Genomic DNA, 16,163 nt, shown 5'->3' with positions numbered 1-16,163 from the left:
CTGGCCACCACAGTGATCCAGTCCAACACCACCCACCAAACAAACCTGAACACCCACACCCCCACCGCCCCCCGCCGCCCCGCCCCCGCCCCGGGCCGCCACCACGATGATCGTGCCGACGACCACCACGACGGCGGCGGGCGCCACCCAGGGCGGAAGCCCTCCCTCCGGTGGGGACGCCGGTGGCGCGGCCGCGGGGGTGGCGTCCGCAGGGAGTGTCGCCGCCGGCACGGCGGAGGCCGAGGGGGTGCCCTCGGCCTGGGCGAGGAGGGCGGGCTCGGGACCGTTCGTCGGTGCCGTCCAGCCGGCCGGGGCGGCCGTGCTCGTGCCCTGGTAGTCGAAGGTGACGGTGCCCCGCACCGCTTCGCCGTCCGAGGCGACCGTGAGGTAGCTGGCGGTGTAGCGGCCCTTCGCCGGCCAGTGGGCGACGGTCACCATGGCGGGGAAGCCGGTGTGGTACAGCCGCGGCTCGAAGACGCCGTTGACCATGAAGTACTCCTGGACCGGCTTGTCCAGCCGCTTCGGCTCGCCGTACGACCAGCCGCTGTCCACCCGTGACCCGTTCGGGCCGGTGAGGGTGAAGTGCGCGTTGGCGGCCGGCTTCTCGGTGAAGTACAACCCGACCTGGGCCAGGGGTTTGCGGACGACGGTGCCGGTCGGCGGCGTGGAGGTCGCCAACTGCCCGTGCGCCGACGCCGGGGCGGCGGGCAGCGCCAGCGACACCACCAGCAGCGCCGCCAGCACCGCGACGGTGCGGCACACAACGTGACAGACAGTGGCCAGCCTCGATCGCATTCGTTCATCATGGTCATTTCCCCACCGCCGAACAAGACGTAGAGTTCACCCTCCGACGATCAGCTCGACACCCCGCCCCCCGCGTCGTTCGGAGTCCGCCCGTGCTCGTCCGCGCCCCCGGTGCCCGCCGCGCCGCCGTCCCCACCACCCTCCTCGTCACCGGTCTGCTCAGCGCCCTGCTCACCGCCGGCTGCGGGCAGGACGACGACCCGTCCGGGGCCGCCCCCTCGACGCCGGCCACGTCGGCCGCCGCACCGACCGCCTCCGCGCCGGCCTCGGCGGACAGTCCCACTCCCGCCGCCACCGCCAGCACGCCCGCGGTCGACCGGGAGATCACCGTGACCATCGCCAAACGACGGATCAGCCCGCCCACCGGCCGGGTGACCGTGGCCAAGGGCCAACTCGTCCGGATCACTGTCACCTCGGACGCGGACGACGAACTGCACGTGCACGGCTACGACCTGGGCGCCCGACTGCCAGCCGGCACGCCCGGCTCGGTGGAGTTCCGGGCCGAGAAGACCGGGCTGTTCGAGGTGGAGACGCACGAGACCGAGCTGGTGCTGTTCCAGCTCGTCGTCCGCTGAGCGGGATGTCCGCCGCTCCCGCGCTGCTGGCGCACGGCGTCGGCGGCCGCCAGGACCTGCCGATCACACTGCCCGAACTCGTCGTCGCCGCCGCCCTGACCCTGGTCGTCACGTTCCTCGCCCTGGGCCTGCTCTGGCGCGAGCCACGCCTCGACCGGGACGCCGCCGGTGGCCGACCGGTACCCGACCGGCTGGCCGGCCTCGTCGACGCCCCCGCGTTCCGGTGGGCGCTGCGCGGACTGGGACTGCTCGCCGCCGGCTGGTTCTGCGTGGGCCTGCTCGGCGGGCCGGACACCCCGGACAATCCGACGGCCGGCGCGCTCTACGTGCTCCTCTGGGTCGGGCTGGTACCCGTCTCGCTGCTGTTCGGTCCGATCTGGCGGGCGGTCAACCCGCTGCGTACCGTGCACCTGCTCGTCGCCCTGGCGGCGCGGCGCGAGCCGGCGCGCGGCGTCCGGGAGCTGCCCGCCGGCCTGGGCCTCTGGCCGGCCGCGCTCACCCTGTTCGGGTTCGTCTGGCTGGAGCTGGTCGCGCCGGACCGGGCCACCCTGCCGGTCATCACCGCGTGGCTGGCCGGGTACGCCGTGGTCATGCTGGGCGGCGCCGCGCTGTTCGGCGCGGGCTGGTTCGACCGGGCCGACCCGTTCGAGGTCTACAGCGCGCTCGTCGGCCAGCTCGCCCCGATCGGCAGGGCCGCCGACGGCGTGCTGGTGTGGCGCAACCCGCTTGACGGGATCGCCGGGCTGCGGCCCCGTCCCGGGCTCGTCGCCGTGGTGATCGTGCTGCTCGGCTCGACCATGTTCGACAGCCTCTCCAACGCGCCGGCGTGGCTGCGCTTCTCCCAGGAGAACGGCCTGCCCCCGGCGGTCACCGGCAGCGCCGGACTGATCGTGGTCATCGGCGTCGTCGCCGTGGCGTACCTCCTCGCCACCGGCGCCGCCGCCCGCGTCGGCCGTGCCAGACCGCCAAGCGCCGCGGAGCCGGCCGACGATGCGGTTCCGGCGGGTGGCGCGGAGTCGCCGCGGGTGCCGAGCGAACTCGCGCACTCGATCGTGCCGATCGCGGTGGGCTACGTGGTGGCGCACTACTACTCGCTGCTGATCCTGGAGGGTCAGCGCACCGTCGCCCTGCTGTCCGACCCTCGCGACACCGGGGCGGACTGGTTCGGCACGGCGGGTTGGCAGCCGCACACCGGGCTGGTCACCCCGTCCGGGGTGGCCAACCTCCAGATCACCGTCATCATCGTCGGGCACCTGCTCGGCACGCTGCTCGCCCACGACCGTGCCCTGTATCTGTTTCCCCGGGCGCGGGCGGTGGCCGGTCAGGTCCCGCTGCTCGCGCTGATGGTCGCGTACACCGTCGCCGGCCTGCTGCTGCTCTACGCCGGTTAGGGCCGCCGGCCCGGTGCCGACGCGCCCGCGTCCACGGGTGAGGATGGGGCGTGGACTCCGATCTTCGGCGCTACCTCGACGACCTCGTGGACACCGCCCGGGACGTGCTCGGCGGCGATCTCGTCGGCGCGTACGCGGCCGGTTCGGTGGGGCTCGGCGCGTACCAGGCCGGCCGGAGCGACGTGGACGTGGCGCTGGTCTGCGCCGGTCCGCTGACCGAGGCCGTCAAGCGGACGCTGGTGGCACGGCTGCGCCACGAGGCGCTGCCCTGCCCGGCGCGCGGGCTGGAACTGGTCGTGTACCAGCGGGCCGTGGCCGCGGCCGGCAGCCCCGAGCCCGGCTTCGAGGTCGAGCTGAACACCGGGCGCGCGATGCCGTTCCGCCGCACCCTCGACCCGGCGGACCGCCCGAGCGCCGACGGCCGCTTCTGGTACGGGCTGGACCGCAGCATCCTGCACCAGAGCGGGGTGGCGCTGCTCGGGCCGCCGGCGGCGGAGGTCTTCGGCGACCTCATCCCGGCCGACCTGAGCCGCCTGCTGATCGAGGCGCTGACCTGGTGGCTGGCCCTGCCGACGCCACCGGGCGACCGGCCCGCGCCCGGCGCGGAGGACGCGGTGCTCGGCGCCTGCCGCTCGCTGGTGCGCCACCGCGACGGTGAGTGGCTGTCCAAGGTGGCCGCCGGCCGGCGGCTCGTCGACACCGGCGACCCGGCCGAGGTGATCCGCCGGGCGATCGCCGCGCGGCACGGTGGGCCACCGCCCACGGGCGCCCAGGCGCGTGCCTTTCAGGAGCGGGTACGCGCCGAGGTCGCCGCCCACCGCTGACATCCCGCTCGGCGGCGTCGACGGGCCGGACTTCAGCGACGCGAAGAGCAGGTTGAGGCCCTCGGCCATGGTCGGATGCGTGATGATCGCGTCCCGCAGCGCGGTCCACGGCATGCCGGCGAGCATGGCCAACTGCACCGAGGTGATCACCTCGCCCGCCTCCGCGCCGAGCAGCGCCGCGCCCAGGATCTGGTCGGTGCGGGCGTCGATCACCGCCTTCCACATGCCCTGCGTCTGGCGCAGGGTGCGGGCCCGGGGGATCGCGGCGACGGGCAGCTGGGCCACCTGGACGTCGTACCCGGTGCGGCGCGCGTCGCTCTCGCCGAGACCGACCCGCGCCAGCTCCGGGGTGGTGAAGACGGTGTACGGGATGAGCCGGCCCGCCGTGCTGCGCTGCTCACCCGCCAGGTTCGCCCGGATGATCCGATAGTCGTCGAGCGAGGCGTGGGTGAACTGTGGGCTGCCCGCGACGTCCCCGGCGGCCCACGTCCGCTCGGCGCTGGTGCGCAGGTACTCGTCGACAAGCACGAAGCCACGGTCGTCGAGTCGGACACCGGCCGCGTCCAGCCCGAGCCCGTCGGTGACCGGCGCCCGGCCGGCCGCCACGAGCACGTCGTCGCCGGTCACCACGCTGCCGTCGTCGAGCGTGATCCGGACCGTACCGTCGGCGTCGCGGTCGACCCGGGCGACCGTCACCCCGACGCGTACGTCGATGCAATCGTCGAGGAAGACCCGCATCATCGCGTCGCCGATGTCGGGGTCCTCACGGGTCAGCAGCTGAGGACCGCCCTCGATCACCGTCACCGCGCTGCCGAACGACGCGAACATCTGCGCGAACTCCACCCCGACGGTGCCGCCGCCGAGCACCACCAGTCGTGCCGGCAACCGGTTCAGGCGCAGCAGATCGTCGCTGGTCAGCACCCCGGCCTCGGCCATCCCGGGTACGGACGGCAGGTACGGCCGGGTGCCCGTGTTGATGACCACGTCGTCGCCGCGCAGCAGTCGCTCCCCGCCGTCGGCCAGTGACACCCGCACGGTCCGCGTGGCCACGAGCCGGGCCTGACCGATCACCAGGTGCAGACCCGAGTCGAGGAACTGCTGCCGGTTGGCGGCGACCATCTGATCGACGACGTCCTGCTTGTGCGCCCGCAGCAGGTCCACGTCGACCCGGCCGCCCTCGACCACGACGCCGAGCGCGGCGGCGTGGCGCAGCTGGCGGGCCGCCCGCGCGCTCGTCACCAGCGCCTTCGTGGGGATGCACGCGACGTTGATGCAGCTACCGCCGATCATGCCGCGCTCCACCATCGCCACCCGACGGCCGGACCGGGCAACGTCCATGCTCAGCGTCTTGCCGGCCTTGCCGCCGCCCACGACGAGCAGGTCGAAGTCCTCCGGTTGGTCGGTCACGAACGCTCCTCTCGGCCGCGAGGCGCTGTCGGGTCGCCGGTCGGGCCGGCGGCCCTCGGTGCGCGTCGGCCAACCAAGCCTGCCAGCAGCGACGGGACGTTCGGGAAGGTTCGGTGCAGAGTCGCCCCGGGTACGTCGCGCCCGACGACGGGGGCGACGCCGAGTCGGGACCGGCCCGCCGCGCGGCGTCAGGCTTCGGCCGTGACCAGGTACAGGGTGAAACCCGCCAGCAGGGGACCGTCGGTGAGACGCCGCAGCCACGGCTGAACGTCCGCGTCGGTGAGCTCGCCGGCCGCCACAGCGCGGGCCGAATTGCGCCGCAGCCCCAGAATCCGGTCCGCGGTGTCGAAGTCCCGGAAGACGACGGCGACCGCCTCGACCGATCTCACCCGCAGGCCCACCAGCACCGACAGCCGGACCAGCTCCCGCCCGATCGTCGGGTTCCGCACCCGCCCCGCGACGAAGCGGGCGAAGCCGCGGCTCGTCCGCACGTCCTCGTCCGCGACCGCCAGGGTGTCCCAGTCCGGCTCGGCCATCGCGAGCACACCGCCCGGGCGCAGCACCCGACGACCCTCCGTCAGCACCGTCGCGGGATCCTCGACGTGCATGAGGACCCGGTCCATCCTGGCCCGGTCCATGCTGCTGTGGTCCAGCGGAAGCGCGTGCGCGTCGCCCGCGCGCAGCTCGATCGTCGGCCGGTCGGCCAGCCGCCGGCCGGCCTCCGCGAGCATCCGCGCGTCACTGTCGACTCCGACGACCCGGCCGCCGGCCTGGACGGCGTCGGCCAGCCGACCGAGATCGGTCCCCGGGCCGCAGCCGATGTCCACCACGGCGTGCCCCGGCCGCAGGTCGAGGGCGTCGAGGGCACGCCTCTTGTAGTCGCGCCCGACTAAAGTGGCCGCTGCCGTGTCCAGGTACGCGATCTGGTCGGCGGCGGTGGGCGTCGCGCTCGTGAGCTGGCTCATCGGCCCATCCAAACACCGGATTGTGGGCGTACCGCGAACACGGCGCGCAGATTCGGTGTAAGCCGCCGTCGTCGACGGGCCGGCCTGGCCGCGCCGAACCGTGACCCCGGGCCCCGCGCGCATCCGCGCGGGGCCCGGGTCAGCCACCAGCGAGGTCAGTGCCGGGCGGTGCCGTTGTCGCTGACCGGCTGCCCGAAGGCCAGGAACGGTACGGGCGTCGGGGCCTCGGGCCGCGTGAAGATCCGCTCGGCGTCGTTGGTCGGCATCCCCGACGTGGCCGTCCGGTCGGCCGGCTCCACCGGGTACCGCATGGGCGCCCCACCCGGGCGCTCGCCGTCGGCATGGTCACCACCGGCGTGCTCGGCCTCGGCGTGCTCAGCATGGGCGTGCTCACCACCGGCATGCTCAGCATCGGCGTGCTCACCACCGGCGTGCGTGGCATCGGCGTGCGTGACCTCCGCATGCTCGACCTCGGCCCGGGCTTGGTCGGCCCGGGTGTCGTCGGCGTCGAGCCGGTCGGCGTCGGCGCGGTCGCTCGCGGGCCGGTCCACGGGGAGCAGGTCGACACCTGCGCGGGACGGGTTCGACCGGGGACCGACCATCGGGTACTCGGCGGTCTCCGTGCCGCCGGCCGCGGCGGCCATCACGGCGGCGGCGGCCAGGTCGGCCACCCGCTTCGCCTCGCGCTGCACCCGGGCGCGGACCTCCTTGGCGTGCCGCTCGGCGGAATCCCCGGCCCGTCGGGCCTCGTCCAGCCGGGCCGCCTCGGCGGTCAGGTCCCGGCGCACCTCGCCCAACCGCTGCTGGACGCGGGACAGCTCGTTCTCCAGGGTCTCGCCCTCCTGGCGTACCTCCGCGAGCTGCTGCTGGGCGGTCGCCAGCTCAGCGTGCAGCTGGGCCGACTCCTGCCGGCGCTCCTCGATCTCCTGCTGGAGCGCGGTCAGCTGCTCCTGGTGGCTGGCTGCCTGCTCGTCGGCCCGGTTACGCAGCTCGGTCACGTGCTGCTGCGCCTCGGCCAGCAGCGCGGCGATCTGCTGCTCGGTGGAGCTGCGCTGCTCGGCCAGCTCCTCCTCCGCGGCGGCCTGCAACTCGGCGATCTCCTGCTCGGCGGCGCTGCGCCGCTCGGCGACCTCGCGCTCCACCCCGGCCTGCCACTGGGCCATCTCCTGCTGGTTCTTGGCCCGGGCGGCCTGAACCTCCTGCTGGATCTGGGTGCGGGCCGACTTCATGAGGGCATCGGCGGCGACCCGGGTCTGGTTGAGCTGCTGCGCGCTCTGCTCGGTGATGCGCTTCGCCTCGTGCTGGGCGCGCTCGTGCGCGGCCTCGCCGTCGGCGCGCAACTGCTCGGCGCGCTCCCGGATCGCGGTCAGCTCGGCCTCGGCCACGGCGCGCCGCTCCTCGTACGCCTGTTCCTGCTCGGTGCGCCGCGCGGCCAGCTCCTCCGACAGGTCCTGGCGTGCCTGCGCGGCCCGCTCGCGGGTGTCGGCGAGGATCCGCTCGGCCTCGGTTCGCAGCTCGTTGGCCCGGTCGCTGGCCGACTCGGTGATGAGGGCGGCCTGCTTCTCGGCGAGGGTCAGGATCTCGCCGACCATCGGGCCCAGATCCTGGAACGAGGCGCGGTCCACCTGCACCGGCTGCTCGTGCAGCTCGGACAGCTCGGCGCGCAGCCGCTGCACCTCGGCGGTCAGCTCACGAACCCGCACCGCGGAACGTCCGTGCTCGCCGCTGAGCATCGCGATCTGGCCGTCGAGCTGCTCCAGGTGCCGGTCCACCTGGCGTTTGTCGTAGCCGCGCAGGGCGAGCTCGAAGGTTGGCCGCGAGGCCGCGTCGTCGCGTGCTGCGAGCGGCTCAGCGCCGATGGACATGCACCATCCTCCGTACGATCGGGGGCGTCAGGGCCGGCGGTCAACCGCCCCTGCGGGCCGTGAGTGTGGCGCAACGCTACCGCCGAGCCCACCCCCGTGCGAAGGCCCGTCCCGCCTCCGCGCCACACCGTGGTCGATCGTGGAGCCGCGGTGCCCAAAAGGCCCTGATCCGCGGCTCTTGTCATGCACCACGACTCCACGATCGGCCGGTTCAGCGGCGGCGAGCCAGCAGGACCGCGTCGTGGTGGACGACGTCGTGCGGCCCGGGACGTGGGCGGGTGTCGGTGACGAGCACGTCCCACCGGGTCGGGTCCAGCGAGGCGGCCACGTCCTCGGCGGTGTACATCATGTCGGGCATGTGCATCCGGTGCCCCGGCGTCCACAGGTCCGACGGGTGGTGCCCGACGATCAGCAGCACGCCACCCGGGGCCACCGCGTCGGCCAGCCGGGCGAACAACTCCCGCCGCTGCGCCGGCGGCAGGTGCATGAACTGCGCCGACACCAGGTCGTACGCCTCCTCGGCGGGCGGCTTGTCGCGCAGGTCGGCGTGCGTGAACTCGATCCGGTCACCTACCCCGGCGGTCTCGGCGTGCTCGGCGGCCCGGGTCAGCGCGGTGGTCGAGATGTCCACCGCGGTCACCCGCCAGCCGCGCTCGGCCAGCCACACCGCGTCGGCGCCCTCGCCGCTGCCCACGTCCAGCGCCCGCCCCGGGGCCAGATCGGCGGCCTCGGCGACCAGTTGTGGGTTCGGGCGCCCACTCCAGACGGCCGGCTTGGCCTGGTACCGCTCCTCCCACGCCGGCTCCTCGAAGGTGGTGGCCACCAACTGCCGGTACGCGGTGACCGCGTCGCGGGTGTCCTCGGCGATGAGGTCGGCGTTGATCGCCGCCGCGGCGGTGAGGCCAGCGGCGGCGGACGTGATGACCTGGCCACGCAGGTCGGCCACGTTACCGGCCACCCAGACACCCGGCACGGTCGTCGCCCCGGTCGCGTCGGCCGGGATCTGGGTGCCGATCACGTGCCCACCCATCGTCACCTCCTCCGGGGCCAGGCCCAGCCCCACCAGCAGGTCGGCGCGGGGCGCCGTGCGGGTCGTGACCACGACCACGTCGAGCGCCACCACCCGGCCGTCGGCGAGCCGTACTCCGTTCAGCGCGTCCCCGTTCACCTCCAGCGCGGCGACCGGGCCGGGCACCACCGCGATGCCCCGGGCGGCCAGCCGCTCGGCCGTCTCCTCGTCCGGGGTCGGGGCGTCGTGCAGCAGGAGCAGCACGTCGGAGGTCCACTGCCGCCACATCTCGGCCTGGTGCACGGACATTGGCCCGGTCGCCAGCACGCCGACCCGCCGGTCCCGCGCCTCCCAGCCGTGGCAGTACGGGCAGTGCAGCACGTCACGGCCCCACCGCTGCGCCACCCCGGGCACGTCGGGCAGCTCGTCGGTGAGCCCGGTGGCCACCAGCAGGCGGCGGGCCCGCACCGAATTCCCGTCGTCGAGGGCGAGCCGGAAGCCGTCGTCGTCGCGGGTGGTGGTCTGGACCCGGCCGGCGCGGAACTGCCCGCCGTACCCGGCCACCTCGGCGCGTCCGGCCGCGAGCAGCTCGCCCGGCGGCGTCCCCTCGCGGCCCAGGTAGTTGTGCACGTGGTCGGCCGGCGCGTTACGCGGCTCGCCGGAGTCGATCACCAGCACCGACCGCCGGGCCCGGCTCAGCGCCAGGGCCCCGCTGAGCCCGGCCGCGCCGCCGCCCACCACCACCACGTCATATGTCTCGTCCACCGGAATGTCCCCCTACTTGTCGGCTGAGCCCACCATCCGTCGCCGTAACCCGAGTGGCAAGTATCCTTGCCGTTATGGCAAACGAGGACAGCGCCGCGCTGGCGGCCGTCGGTCCCCGGCTGCGTGCCCTGCGCCACCAGCGCGGCATCACGCTGACCCAGCTCGCCGAGCTGACCGGCATCTCGGTGAGCACCCTGTCCCGGCTGGAGTCCGGCACCCGTCGGCCCACCCTGGAGCTGCTGCTCCCGCTGGCGCGGGCGTACCAGGTGGCGCTGGACGAGCTGGTGGACGCCCCGGCCACCGGCGACCCCCGCGTACGCCCCACGCCGATCGTCAGGCACGGCGTGACGCACCTGCCGCTGACCCGCCGACCGGGCGGCCTCCAGGCGTTCAAGCAGATCTTCCCGCCGGACCCGTCCGCCGGGGGACGGACCCCACAGGTCCACGAGGGGTACGAGTGGCTCTACGTGCTCTCCGGCCGGCTGCGCCTGCTGCTCGGTGACCGCGACCTCATCCTGACGCCCGGGGAGGTGGCCGAGTTCGACACCCGCGTCCCGCACCTCTTCTTCAATCCCGGCCCCGGCACCGCCGAGGCGCTCAGCCTCTTCGGGCCGCAGGGGGAGCGGCTGCACGTCCGCGCCCGCCCCGCCACCACCGACCGGGGGTAGTCGGGCGAGCTGGCCCGCTGGCCGGTGCTCAGCGCGGGGCGGCGAGAGGTGACGTCGACGGCCCGAAGGTGGTCAGGAACCGGTCGCGGAAGGTGTCCATCGGCCACACCGGCGCCTGCGGGCCGGGCCGCAGGCCGTCCTGCCAGCCCCAACCGGCGACCCGGTCCAGCACCGCCGGATCCCGGGCGACGATGGTGATCGGCACGTCCCGGCTGGCGCCCTCGCCGGTCACCACCGGGGCCGGCTGGTGGTCGCCGAGGAAGACCAGCACCAGATCGTCGTCACCGTAGGTCTGGACGTAGGAGATCAGCGCCGACAGTGAGTAGGCGACGGCCTGCCGGTAGCCGGCCCGGATCCGACCGGTGTCCCGGTCGTCGGCGTCACCGTCGTCCTTCGCGCCGGCGTCGGCGTGGTAGATCGAACCGTCGCCCACCTCGTCCCAGCCGATCATGCGGGGCACCGCCGTCCACGGCGAGTGGCTGGAGATCAGCGGGATCTCCGCCATGATCGGACGGTCCGCACCGGCGCGGACCCGCCGCTGGAAGAACGACAGCGTGTACTGGTCGGGCATCGGCGCGTAGCTGAACTTCGGGCCCCGGTAGCCGAGCGCCTCGGCGTCGTAGTAGCGGTCGTAGGAGAAGAAACCCTGCTCCGGCCAGGGCTGGGTGGCCGCCGGGAGCACCCCGACGGTCTGCCAGCCCGCCCGGCGGAACGCGCCGTTGAGGGTGAGCCGGTCGCTGGCCAGCAGGCTGCGGTGCCGCTGCTCGTTGTCCGTCCACAGACCGGACAGCAGCGTGTCGTGCGCCAACCAGCTGCCCCCGCCGAACGTGGGGGAGGTGAGGAAGCCGCTGCGCGCGGCGTACCCGGCCGCGCGCAGCCGCTCGGTGCCGGTGTCCAGCACGGCGTTGACCTGCGGCGCCAACTGCGGGTCCTCGACGGCGTCGCGCCCGTAGCTCTCCACGAAGGCGAGGACGACGTCCTTGCCGCGCAGCCCGGTCAGCAGCTGGTCACCCGGGACACCCTGGAACGGGTCGGCGTCGATCTGGGCGGTGAACCGTTCCCGGTCGTGCAGCCGCGCGTCCACCTGCTCGGCGTGCGCGCCGACCAGGGCGGTGGTTCCGGCGTCGGCCACCGGCACGCCCGGGACGATCCGCACGCCGACGACGGCGCAGAGGACCCAGGCGACCGTCAGCGCGGCCACCGCCCGGGTCGCCATCCGCTCGTGGCCGACCAGCAGCGCCGCCAGCCGCCGCAACGCCACGGTCGCCACCAGCAGCAGCACACCGACCAGCAGCACGACGCCGACCACCGCGCCGACCGCGCCGGCCCGCCCCGCCGAGTCCCGCACGAAACCGAACGCGTCGTCCAGCAGCAGCCAGTCCAGCACCAGATCGAACGGCCGGTCGAGGGCCGTGCGAAACCCCAGGTCGGCGAGCTTCACGATGGCCAGCAGGCCCAGCAGCGGCCCGACCACGGCCACCACCACCCGCCGCGGCCGCGGCGGCAGCGCCAGCAGCAGCGCGGCGACCAGCAGACCCTCCAGCGGGATCCGCACAAACGCGCCGGGCGTCAGCTCGCCGAGCCGGTCCGGGCCGACCAGCACGGCGTACACCAGCAGAACCGCCAGCACCGTGCCCACCCACCCCAGCGCCCGCCGCGCACGGCCGCGTGGCACGGGCGACACCGCGGGGGTACGCGCCGAAGCGTCACCGGTCGACGCGGGGCGCGGGCGTTGCCGGCCGGTCAGCCGGCGTAGCCGGGCGGGAAGGGTCATCAGGGCCTCCAGTCGGAGTGGACCGTACCGCCCGAGCGGGCCGCCAGCGCGGGCGTGGGCACCGGCAGCAGCGGCGGTACGACGACGGGTGGGTGCCCGCCCAGCGGCAGCAGGGGCACCGCCACCGGCGCGGCGGGCGGTGCGATCGGAGCGGCGGGCAGGGCGGTGATCGCCGCGCCGGCCGGGCCGGGGACCGGCAGCGGGTCAGCCCGTCGAGGTGCCGGGCGGCGACGCCACAGCCAGGCCACGTCACGGCCGAACGACTCGACCAGCAGCGCCAACGCCGTCACCAGGACCACTGTGGTCCACGGCTCCGGCAGCACCCGTGCGGCGGCGACCGTCAACAACACGCCCTGCGCGGCGGCCACCACCTTGCGCCAGTAGCGCGGCGGCAACGTGCCGCGCAGCCAGGGCAGCACGGCGCTGGCCGCGACGAAGACGTACCGCATCGCGCCGATGGCCAGCACCCAGCTCCCGGCCGCCGGGGCGACGTACACGCTGAGAACCAGGATGAGGAACGCGTCGACCTCCATGTCGAAGCGGGCCCCGAGCGCGCTGACCGTGCCGGTGCGCCGGGCGACCTGACCGTCCACCGCGTCCAGCAGCAGGGCCACCGTGCTCAGCGCGACCAGCAGCCCCACCGGCGTCGGGTGGCCGAACGAGTCCACCACCAGCGCGGTGACCGCGCCGACCAGGACGGCCCGGGCCAGCGTCACCCGGTCGGCGGGGCCGAGCCGCGACGCGCCGGACAGGTGCAGGCCCCGGCTCAACGCGAGGCAGGTGAGCGCCGCGTAGCCGGCCCCGGCCAGCCAGCCCGCCGTGCTCAGACCCACGGTGGCGGCCAGCGCCGCCAGCACGACCAACTGCGCGCTCAGCCCGATCACCGGACCGCTTCGAACTGTGGGCACCGTACCTCCGTGTTTATGATCGACGACCCCGACAGGGAACACGGAAATCAGGGCCGTTCGGTTCGACCGGGACAAAAGGTGAGGTGTGCGAGGGTGATCCGCGAGGCGTACGCCTGCTGGGTGCGCGAGCCCGGCGCGGCGGAGATCCGGCCCGTGTCGCTGCCCGTCCCGGGGCCGGACGAGGTGCTGGTGCGAGCCCGCTACTCCGGGGTCAGCCGGGGCACCGAGACGCTGGTGTTCGCCGGCCGGGTGCCCGCCGACCAGTACGCGGCGATGCGCGCCCCGTTCCAGGAGGGTGACTTCCCCGGCCCGGTGAAGTACGGCTACCTCAGCGTCGGCGTGGTCGAAGAGGGCCCGCCGGAGCTGCTCGGGCGTACGGTGTTCTGCCTGCACCCGCACCAGAGCGCGTACGTCGTGCCGGCGACGGCAGTGGTGCCGGTGCCGGACGACGTGCCGCCCGCCCGCGCCGTGCTCGCCGGCACGGTGGAGACCGCCGTGAACGCCCTGTGGGACGCCGCGCCCCTGGTCGGCGACCGGGTCAGCGTGGTCGGCGCGGGCATGGTCGGCTGCTGCGTCGCAGCGCTACTGGCGCGTTTCCCCGGTGTGGACGTCGAGCTGATCGACACCGACGCGCGCCGGGTCGGGGTAGCCGGGGCGCTCGGTGTGCGGTTCGCCCGGCCGGGCGACGCGACCGGCGACCGGGACCTGGTCGTGCACGCCAGCGCCACGTCCGCCGGGCTGCAACAGGCGCTGGACCTGCTCGCGCCCGAGGGCACGGTGATCGAGCTGAGCTGGTACGGCGACCGCCCGGTGCAGGTGTCGCTGGGCGGGGCGTTCCACTCCCGACGGCTCACCGTGCGCAGCAGCCAGGTCGGCATGGTCGCGCCCGCGCGGCGGGGCCGCCGCAGCTACGCCGATCGGCTGGCGCTGGCCCTGGACCTGCTCGACGACCCGGCCTTCGACGCGCTGATCACCGGCGCGTCCCGGTTCACCGAACTGCCCGACGTACTCGCTCGACTGAGCACGGGTGACCTGCCCGCGCTCTGCCACCTCATCAGCTACGACGACGGGGAGTGACCGTGTTCAGCGTGACCGTTCGGGATCACATGATGATCGCCCACAGTTTCCGGGGCGAGGTGTTCGGCCCGGCCCAGCGCCTGCACGGGGCGACGTTCGTGGTGGACGCGACGTTCCGCCGGCCCGACCTGGACGCCGACGGCATCGTCGTCGACATCGGGCTGGCCACCGAGCAGCTGCGGGCAGTGGTCGGCGAGCTGTCCTACCGCAACCTCGACGACGAGCCCGCGTTCGCCGGGATGAACACCACCACCGAGGTGCTGGCCCGTACCGTCGCCGACCGCCTGGCCGAGCGGGTGCACGCCGGTGAGCTGGGCGCCGGGGCGCGTGAGCTGGCCGGCATCACCGTCACCCTGCACGAGTCACACGTCGCCTGGGCCAGCTACGAGCGGTCGCTGTGATCGACGCGGGCCAGCCGACGCCGGCCCACGCCGCCGGGGTCGTCGGCCCGCACCGCCGTACGGTGCACGTCGTCCTGCCCGGCGACATCGACGACCCGGCAGCGCCCAGCGGCGGCAACACGTACGACCGGCGGGTCTGCGCCGGGCTCGGCGAGCGCGGTTGGGTGGTGCACGAGCATTCGGTGCCCGGAGCGTGGCCGCACCCCGACCCGGCGGCGCTCGCGGCGCTGGCCCGGCTGCTGGCCACCGCGCCGGACGACGCCGTGGTGCTCGTCGACGGCCTGATCGCCTCGACGGTGCCGGACCTGCTCGCCCCGCACGCGACACGGCTGCGCCTCGTCCTCCTGGTGCACATGCCTTTGAACGACGAGGCCGAGGGCCGGGCGCTGGCCACCGCGCGAGCGGTCGTCGCCACCAGCGAGTGGACCCGTCGTCGCCTGCTGGCCCACCACCGGTTGCCGGCCGACCGCGTCCGGGTCGCGCCGCCGGGGGTGACGCCCGCACCGCCGGCGCCCCCCGGCTCGGCGGCCGGCCACCGACTCCTCTGCGTCGCCGCGGTCACCCGCCACAAGGGCCACGACGTGCTGGTCGACGCCCTGTGCGTGCTGGCCGACATGCCCTGGACGCTGGTCTGCGCCGGCACGCTGACCCGGGAACCCGAACTGGTGCACCGACTCCGCGACCGGCTCGCCGGCGCCGGCCTGTCGGAACGGGTCCGGCTGGCGGGCCCGCTGACCGGCCCGGCGCTCGACGCCGCGTACGCCGCCGCCGACCTTTTGGTGCTGCCGTCGCGGGGCGAGACGTACGGGATGGTCGTCACCGAGGCGCTGGCCCGCGGCGTGCCGGTGCTGGCCACCGAGGTGGGGGGCCTGCCCGAGGCGCTGGGCCGCGCCCCCGACGGTGACCTGCCCGGGCTGCTGGTCCCGCCGGACGACCCGGCCGCCCTGGCCGGCGCGCTGAGCCGGTGGTGGGGTGACGACGAGCTGCGGGCCCGGCTGCGGCACGCCGCGCTCGCCCGGCGCGACACCCTGACCGACTGGCCGGTGACGACCGCGCGCCTGGCCGCCGTGCTGGAGGAGGTGGCGGAATGACCGTCGAGGAGACCCTGCCGTTCGCCGACTGGCTGCGTCTGCGTGAGCCGGCCGACGCGGCGGCCCGCGCCGAGGACCTGGTGGACGCCGTCCGGCCCCGACTGACCGGCCACGACCCGATCCTGATCCACGACCTGGGCAGCGGCACCGGCTCGATGAGCCGCTGGCTCGCGGCCCGGCTGACCGGGCCGCAGCACTGGGTGCTGCACGACCGGGACGCCGACCTGCTGGCCCGGGCCGCCGACGGCATGGCCGGGGTGACCGCCGCCGACGGAGCGCCGGTCACCGTCGACACCCGCTGCGGCGACCTGACCCGGCTGAGCGCCGCCGACCTGTCCGACGGCGCGCTTGTCACCGCGTCCGCGCTGCTGGACATGCTGACCGCCGAGGAGGTCGAACGGGTGGTGGCCGCCTGCGTCGACGCCGGCCGCCCCGCCCTGTTCGCGATATCGGTGACCGGCCGGGTCCGGCTCACCCCGGCCGACCCGCTCGACGCCGCCGTCGAGGAGGCGTTCAACGAGCATCAGCGGCGTACCGTCGACGGCCGCCGGCTGCTCGGCCCGGACGCCGCCGACGCCACCGCCGCCGCGTTCGCCCGGCGGGGCGTGCCGCCACGGGCTGGGCCGCTCCCGCACCGGC

Annotated in this window: 12 protein-coding genes and 2 pseudogenes; 7 read left to right on the top strand and 7 right to left on the bottom strand. The window is 74.8% G+C overall.

Annotation, left to right across the window (positions count from 1 at the left end):
• Nucleotides 1–795: copper resistance protein CopC (locus ABZU53_RS30780; protein ID WP_355069083.1), on the bottom strand; the 795-nt coding region annotated here is incomplete at its 3' end.
• Between the two features lie 101 nt (nucleotides 796–896).
• On the opposite strand from ABZU53_RS30780, the gene ABZU53_RS30775 reads away from it, so the two are divergent.
• Both ABZU53_RS30775 and ABZU53_RS30770 read left to right on the top strand, forming a co-directional pair.
• Entirely contained in the window at nucleotides 897–1,379 is a 483-nt protein-coding gene (locus ABZU53_RS30775; RefSeq protein WP_354860679.1) for a hypothetical protein, read from the top strand.
• Between the two features lie 5 nt (nucleotides 1,380–1,384).
• The gene (locus ABZU53_RS30770; protein ID WP_355069082.1) at nucleotides 1,385–2,770 is read left to right on the top strand and encodes a hypothetical protein; all 1,386 of its coding nucleotides are present in this window, start codon (nucleotides 1,385–1,387) and stop codon (nucleotides 2,768–2,770) included.
• Here the strand turns inward: ABZU53_RS30770 and ABZU53_RS30765 are convergent.
• From ABZU53_RS30765 to ABZU53_RS30750, 4 genes are all read right to left on the bottom strand, one after another.
• The gene (locus ABZU53_RS30765) at nucleotides 2,767–5,001 is read right to left on the bottom strand and encodes an FAD-dependent oxidoreductase (RefSeq protein ID WP_355069081.1); all 2,235 of its coding nucleotides are present in this window, start codon (nucleotides 4,999–5,001) and stop codon (nucleotides 2,767–2,769) included. The genes ABZU53_RS30770 and ABZU53_RS30765 overlap by 4 nt on opposite strands.
• Nucleotides 5,002–5,189: 188 nt before the next feature.
• Nucleotides 5,190–5,966, bottom strand: a complete 777-nt coding sequence (locus ABZU53_RS30760) for a methyltransferase domain-containing protein (protein WP_355069079.1) — start codon at nucleotides 5,964–5,966, stop codon at nucleotides 5,190–5,192.
• Between the two features lie 155 nt (nucleotides 5,967–6,121).
• The gene (locus ABZU53_RS30755; RefSeq protein ID WP_355069078.1) at nucleotides 6,122–7,831 is read right to left on the bottom strand and encodes a hypothetical protein; all 1,710 of its coding nucleotides are present in this window, start codon (nucleotides 7,829–7,831) and stop codon (nucleotides 6,122–6,124) included.
• Nucleotides 7,832–8,042: 211 nt separating this feature from the next.
• On the bottom strand, nucleotides 8,043–9,605 hold the full coding sequence (locus ABZU53_RS30750; RefSeq protein ID WP_355069076.1) for an FAD-dependent oxidoreductase: 1,563 nt from the start codon (nucleotides 9,603–9,605) through the stop codon (nucleotides 8,043–8,045).
• A 74-nt stretch (nucleotides 9,606–9,679) separates the two neighbouring features.
• On the opposite strand from ABZU53_RS30750, the gene ABZU53_RS30745 reads away from it, so the two are divergent.
• Nucleotides 9,680–10,273, top strand: a complete 594-nt coding sequence (locus ABZU53_RS30745; RefSeq protein ID WP_354860837.1) for a helix-turn-helix domain-containing protein — start codon at nucleotides 9,680–9,682, stop codon at nucleotides 10,271–10,273.
• A 28-nt stretch (nucleotides 10,274–10,301) separates the two neighbouring features.
• Here ABZU53_RS30745 and ABZU53_RS30740 read toward each other — a convergent pair.
• Nucleotides 10,302–11,900 (bottom strand): annotated as a pseudogene (locus tag ABZU53_RS30740) (sulfatase-like hydrolase/transferase); the annotation flags it as partial.
• A gap of 365 nt (nucleotides 11,901–12,265) precedes the next feature.
• A pseudogene (locus ABZU53_RS30735) lies at nucleotides 12,266–12,955 on the bottom strand (CDP-alcohol phosphatidyltransferase family protein); the annotation flags it as partial.
• Between the two features lie 93 nt (nucleotides 12,956–13,048).
• Between ABZU53_RS30735 and ABZU53_RS30730 the strand changes: the two are divergent.
• The 4 genes from ABZU53_RS30730 to ABZU53_RS30715 form a co-directional block, all read left to right on the top strand.
• The gene (locus ABZU53_RS30730; RefSeq protein ID WP_355069075.1) at nucleotides 13,049–14,032 is read left to right on the top strand and encodes an NAD(P)-binding protein; all 984 of its coding nucleotides are present in this window, start codon (nucleotides 13,049–13,051) and stop codon (nucleotides 14,030–14,032) included.
• Between the two features lie 2 nt (nucleotides 14,033–14,034).
• Nucleotides 14,035–14,433, top strand: coding sequence for a 6-carboxytetrahydropterin synthase (locus ABZU53_RS30725; RefSeq protein WP_354860845.1), 399 nt, complete (start codon nucleotides 14,035–14,037; stop codon nucleotides 14,431–14,433).
• A gap of 62 nt (nucleotides 14,434–14,495) precedes the next feature.
• Nucleotides 14,496–15,524 (top strand): glycosyltransferase family 4 protein, encoded by a 1,029-nt coding sequence (locus ABZU53_RS30720; protein ID WP_355069084.1) that lies wholly within the window; start codon nucleotides 14,496–14,498, stop codon nucleotides 15,522–15,524.
• Nucleotides 15,521–16,163: class I SAM-dependent methyltransferase (locus ABZU53_RS30715; RefSeq protein ID WP_355069073.1), on the top strand; the 643-nt coding region annotated here is incomplete at its 3' end. The genes ABZU53_RS30720 and ABZU53_RS30715, both read left to right, overlap by 4 nt.

This window comes from Micromonospora sp. NPDC005194 (assembly GCF_040608335.1).
GTDB lineage: Bacteria > Actinomycetota > Actinomycetes > Mycobacteriales > Micromonosporaceae > Micromonospora.
The sequence above is the reverse complement of the archived record's forward strand: the minus strand, read 5'-3'. Positions and strand labels throughout refer to the sequence as shown.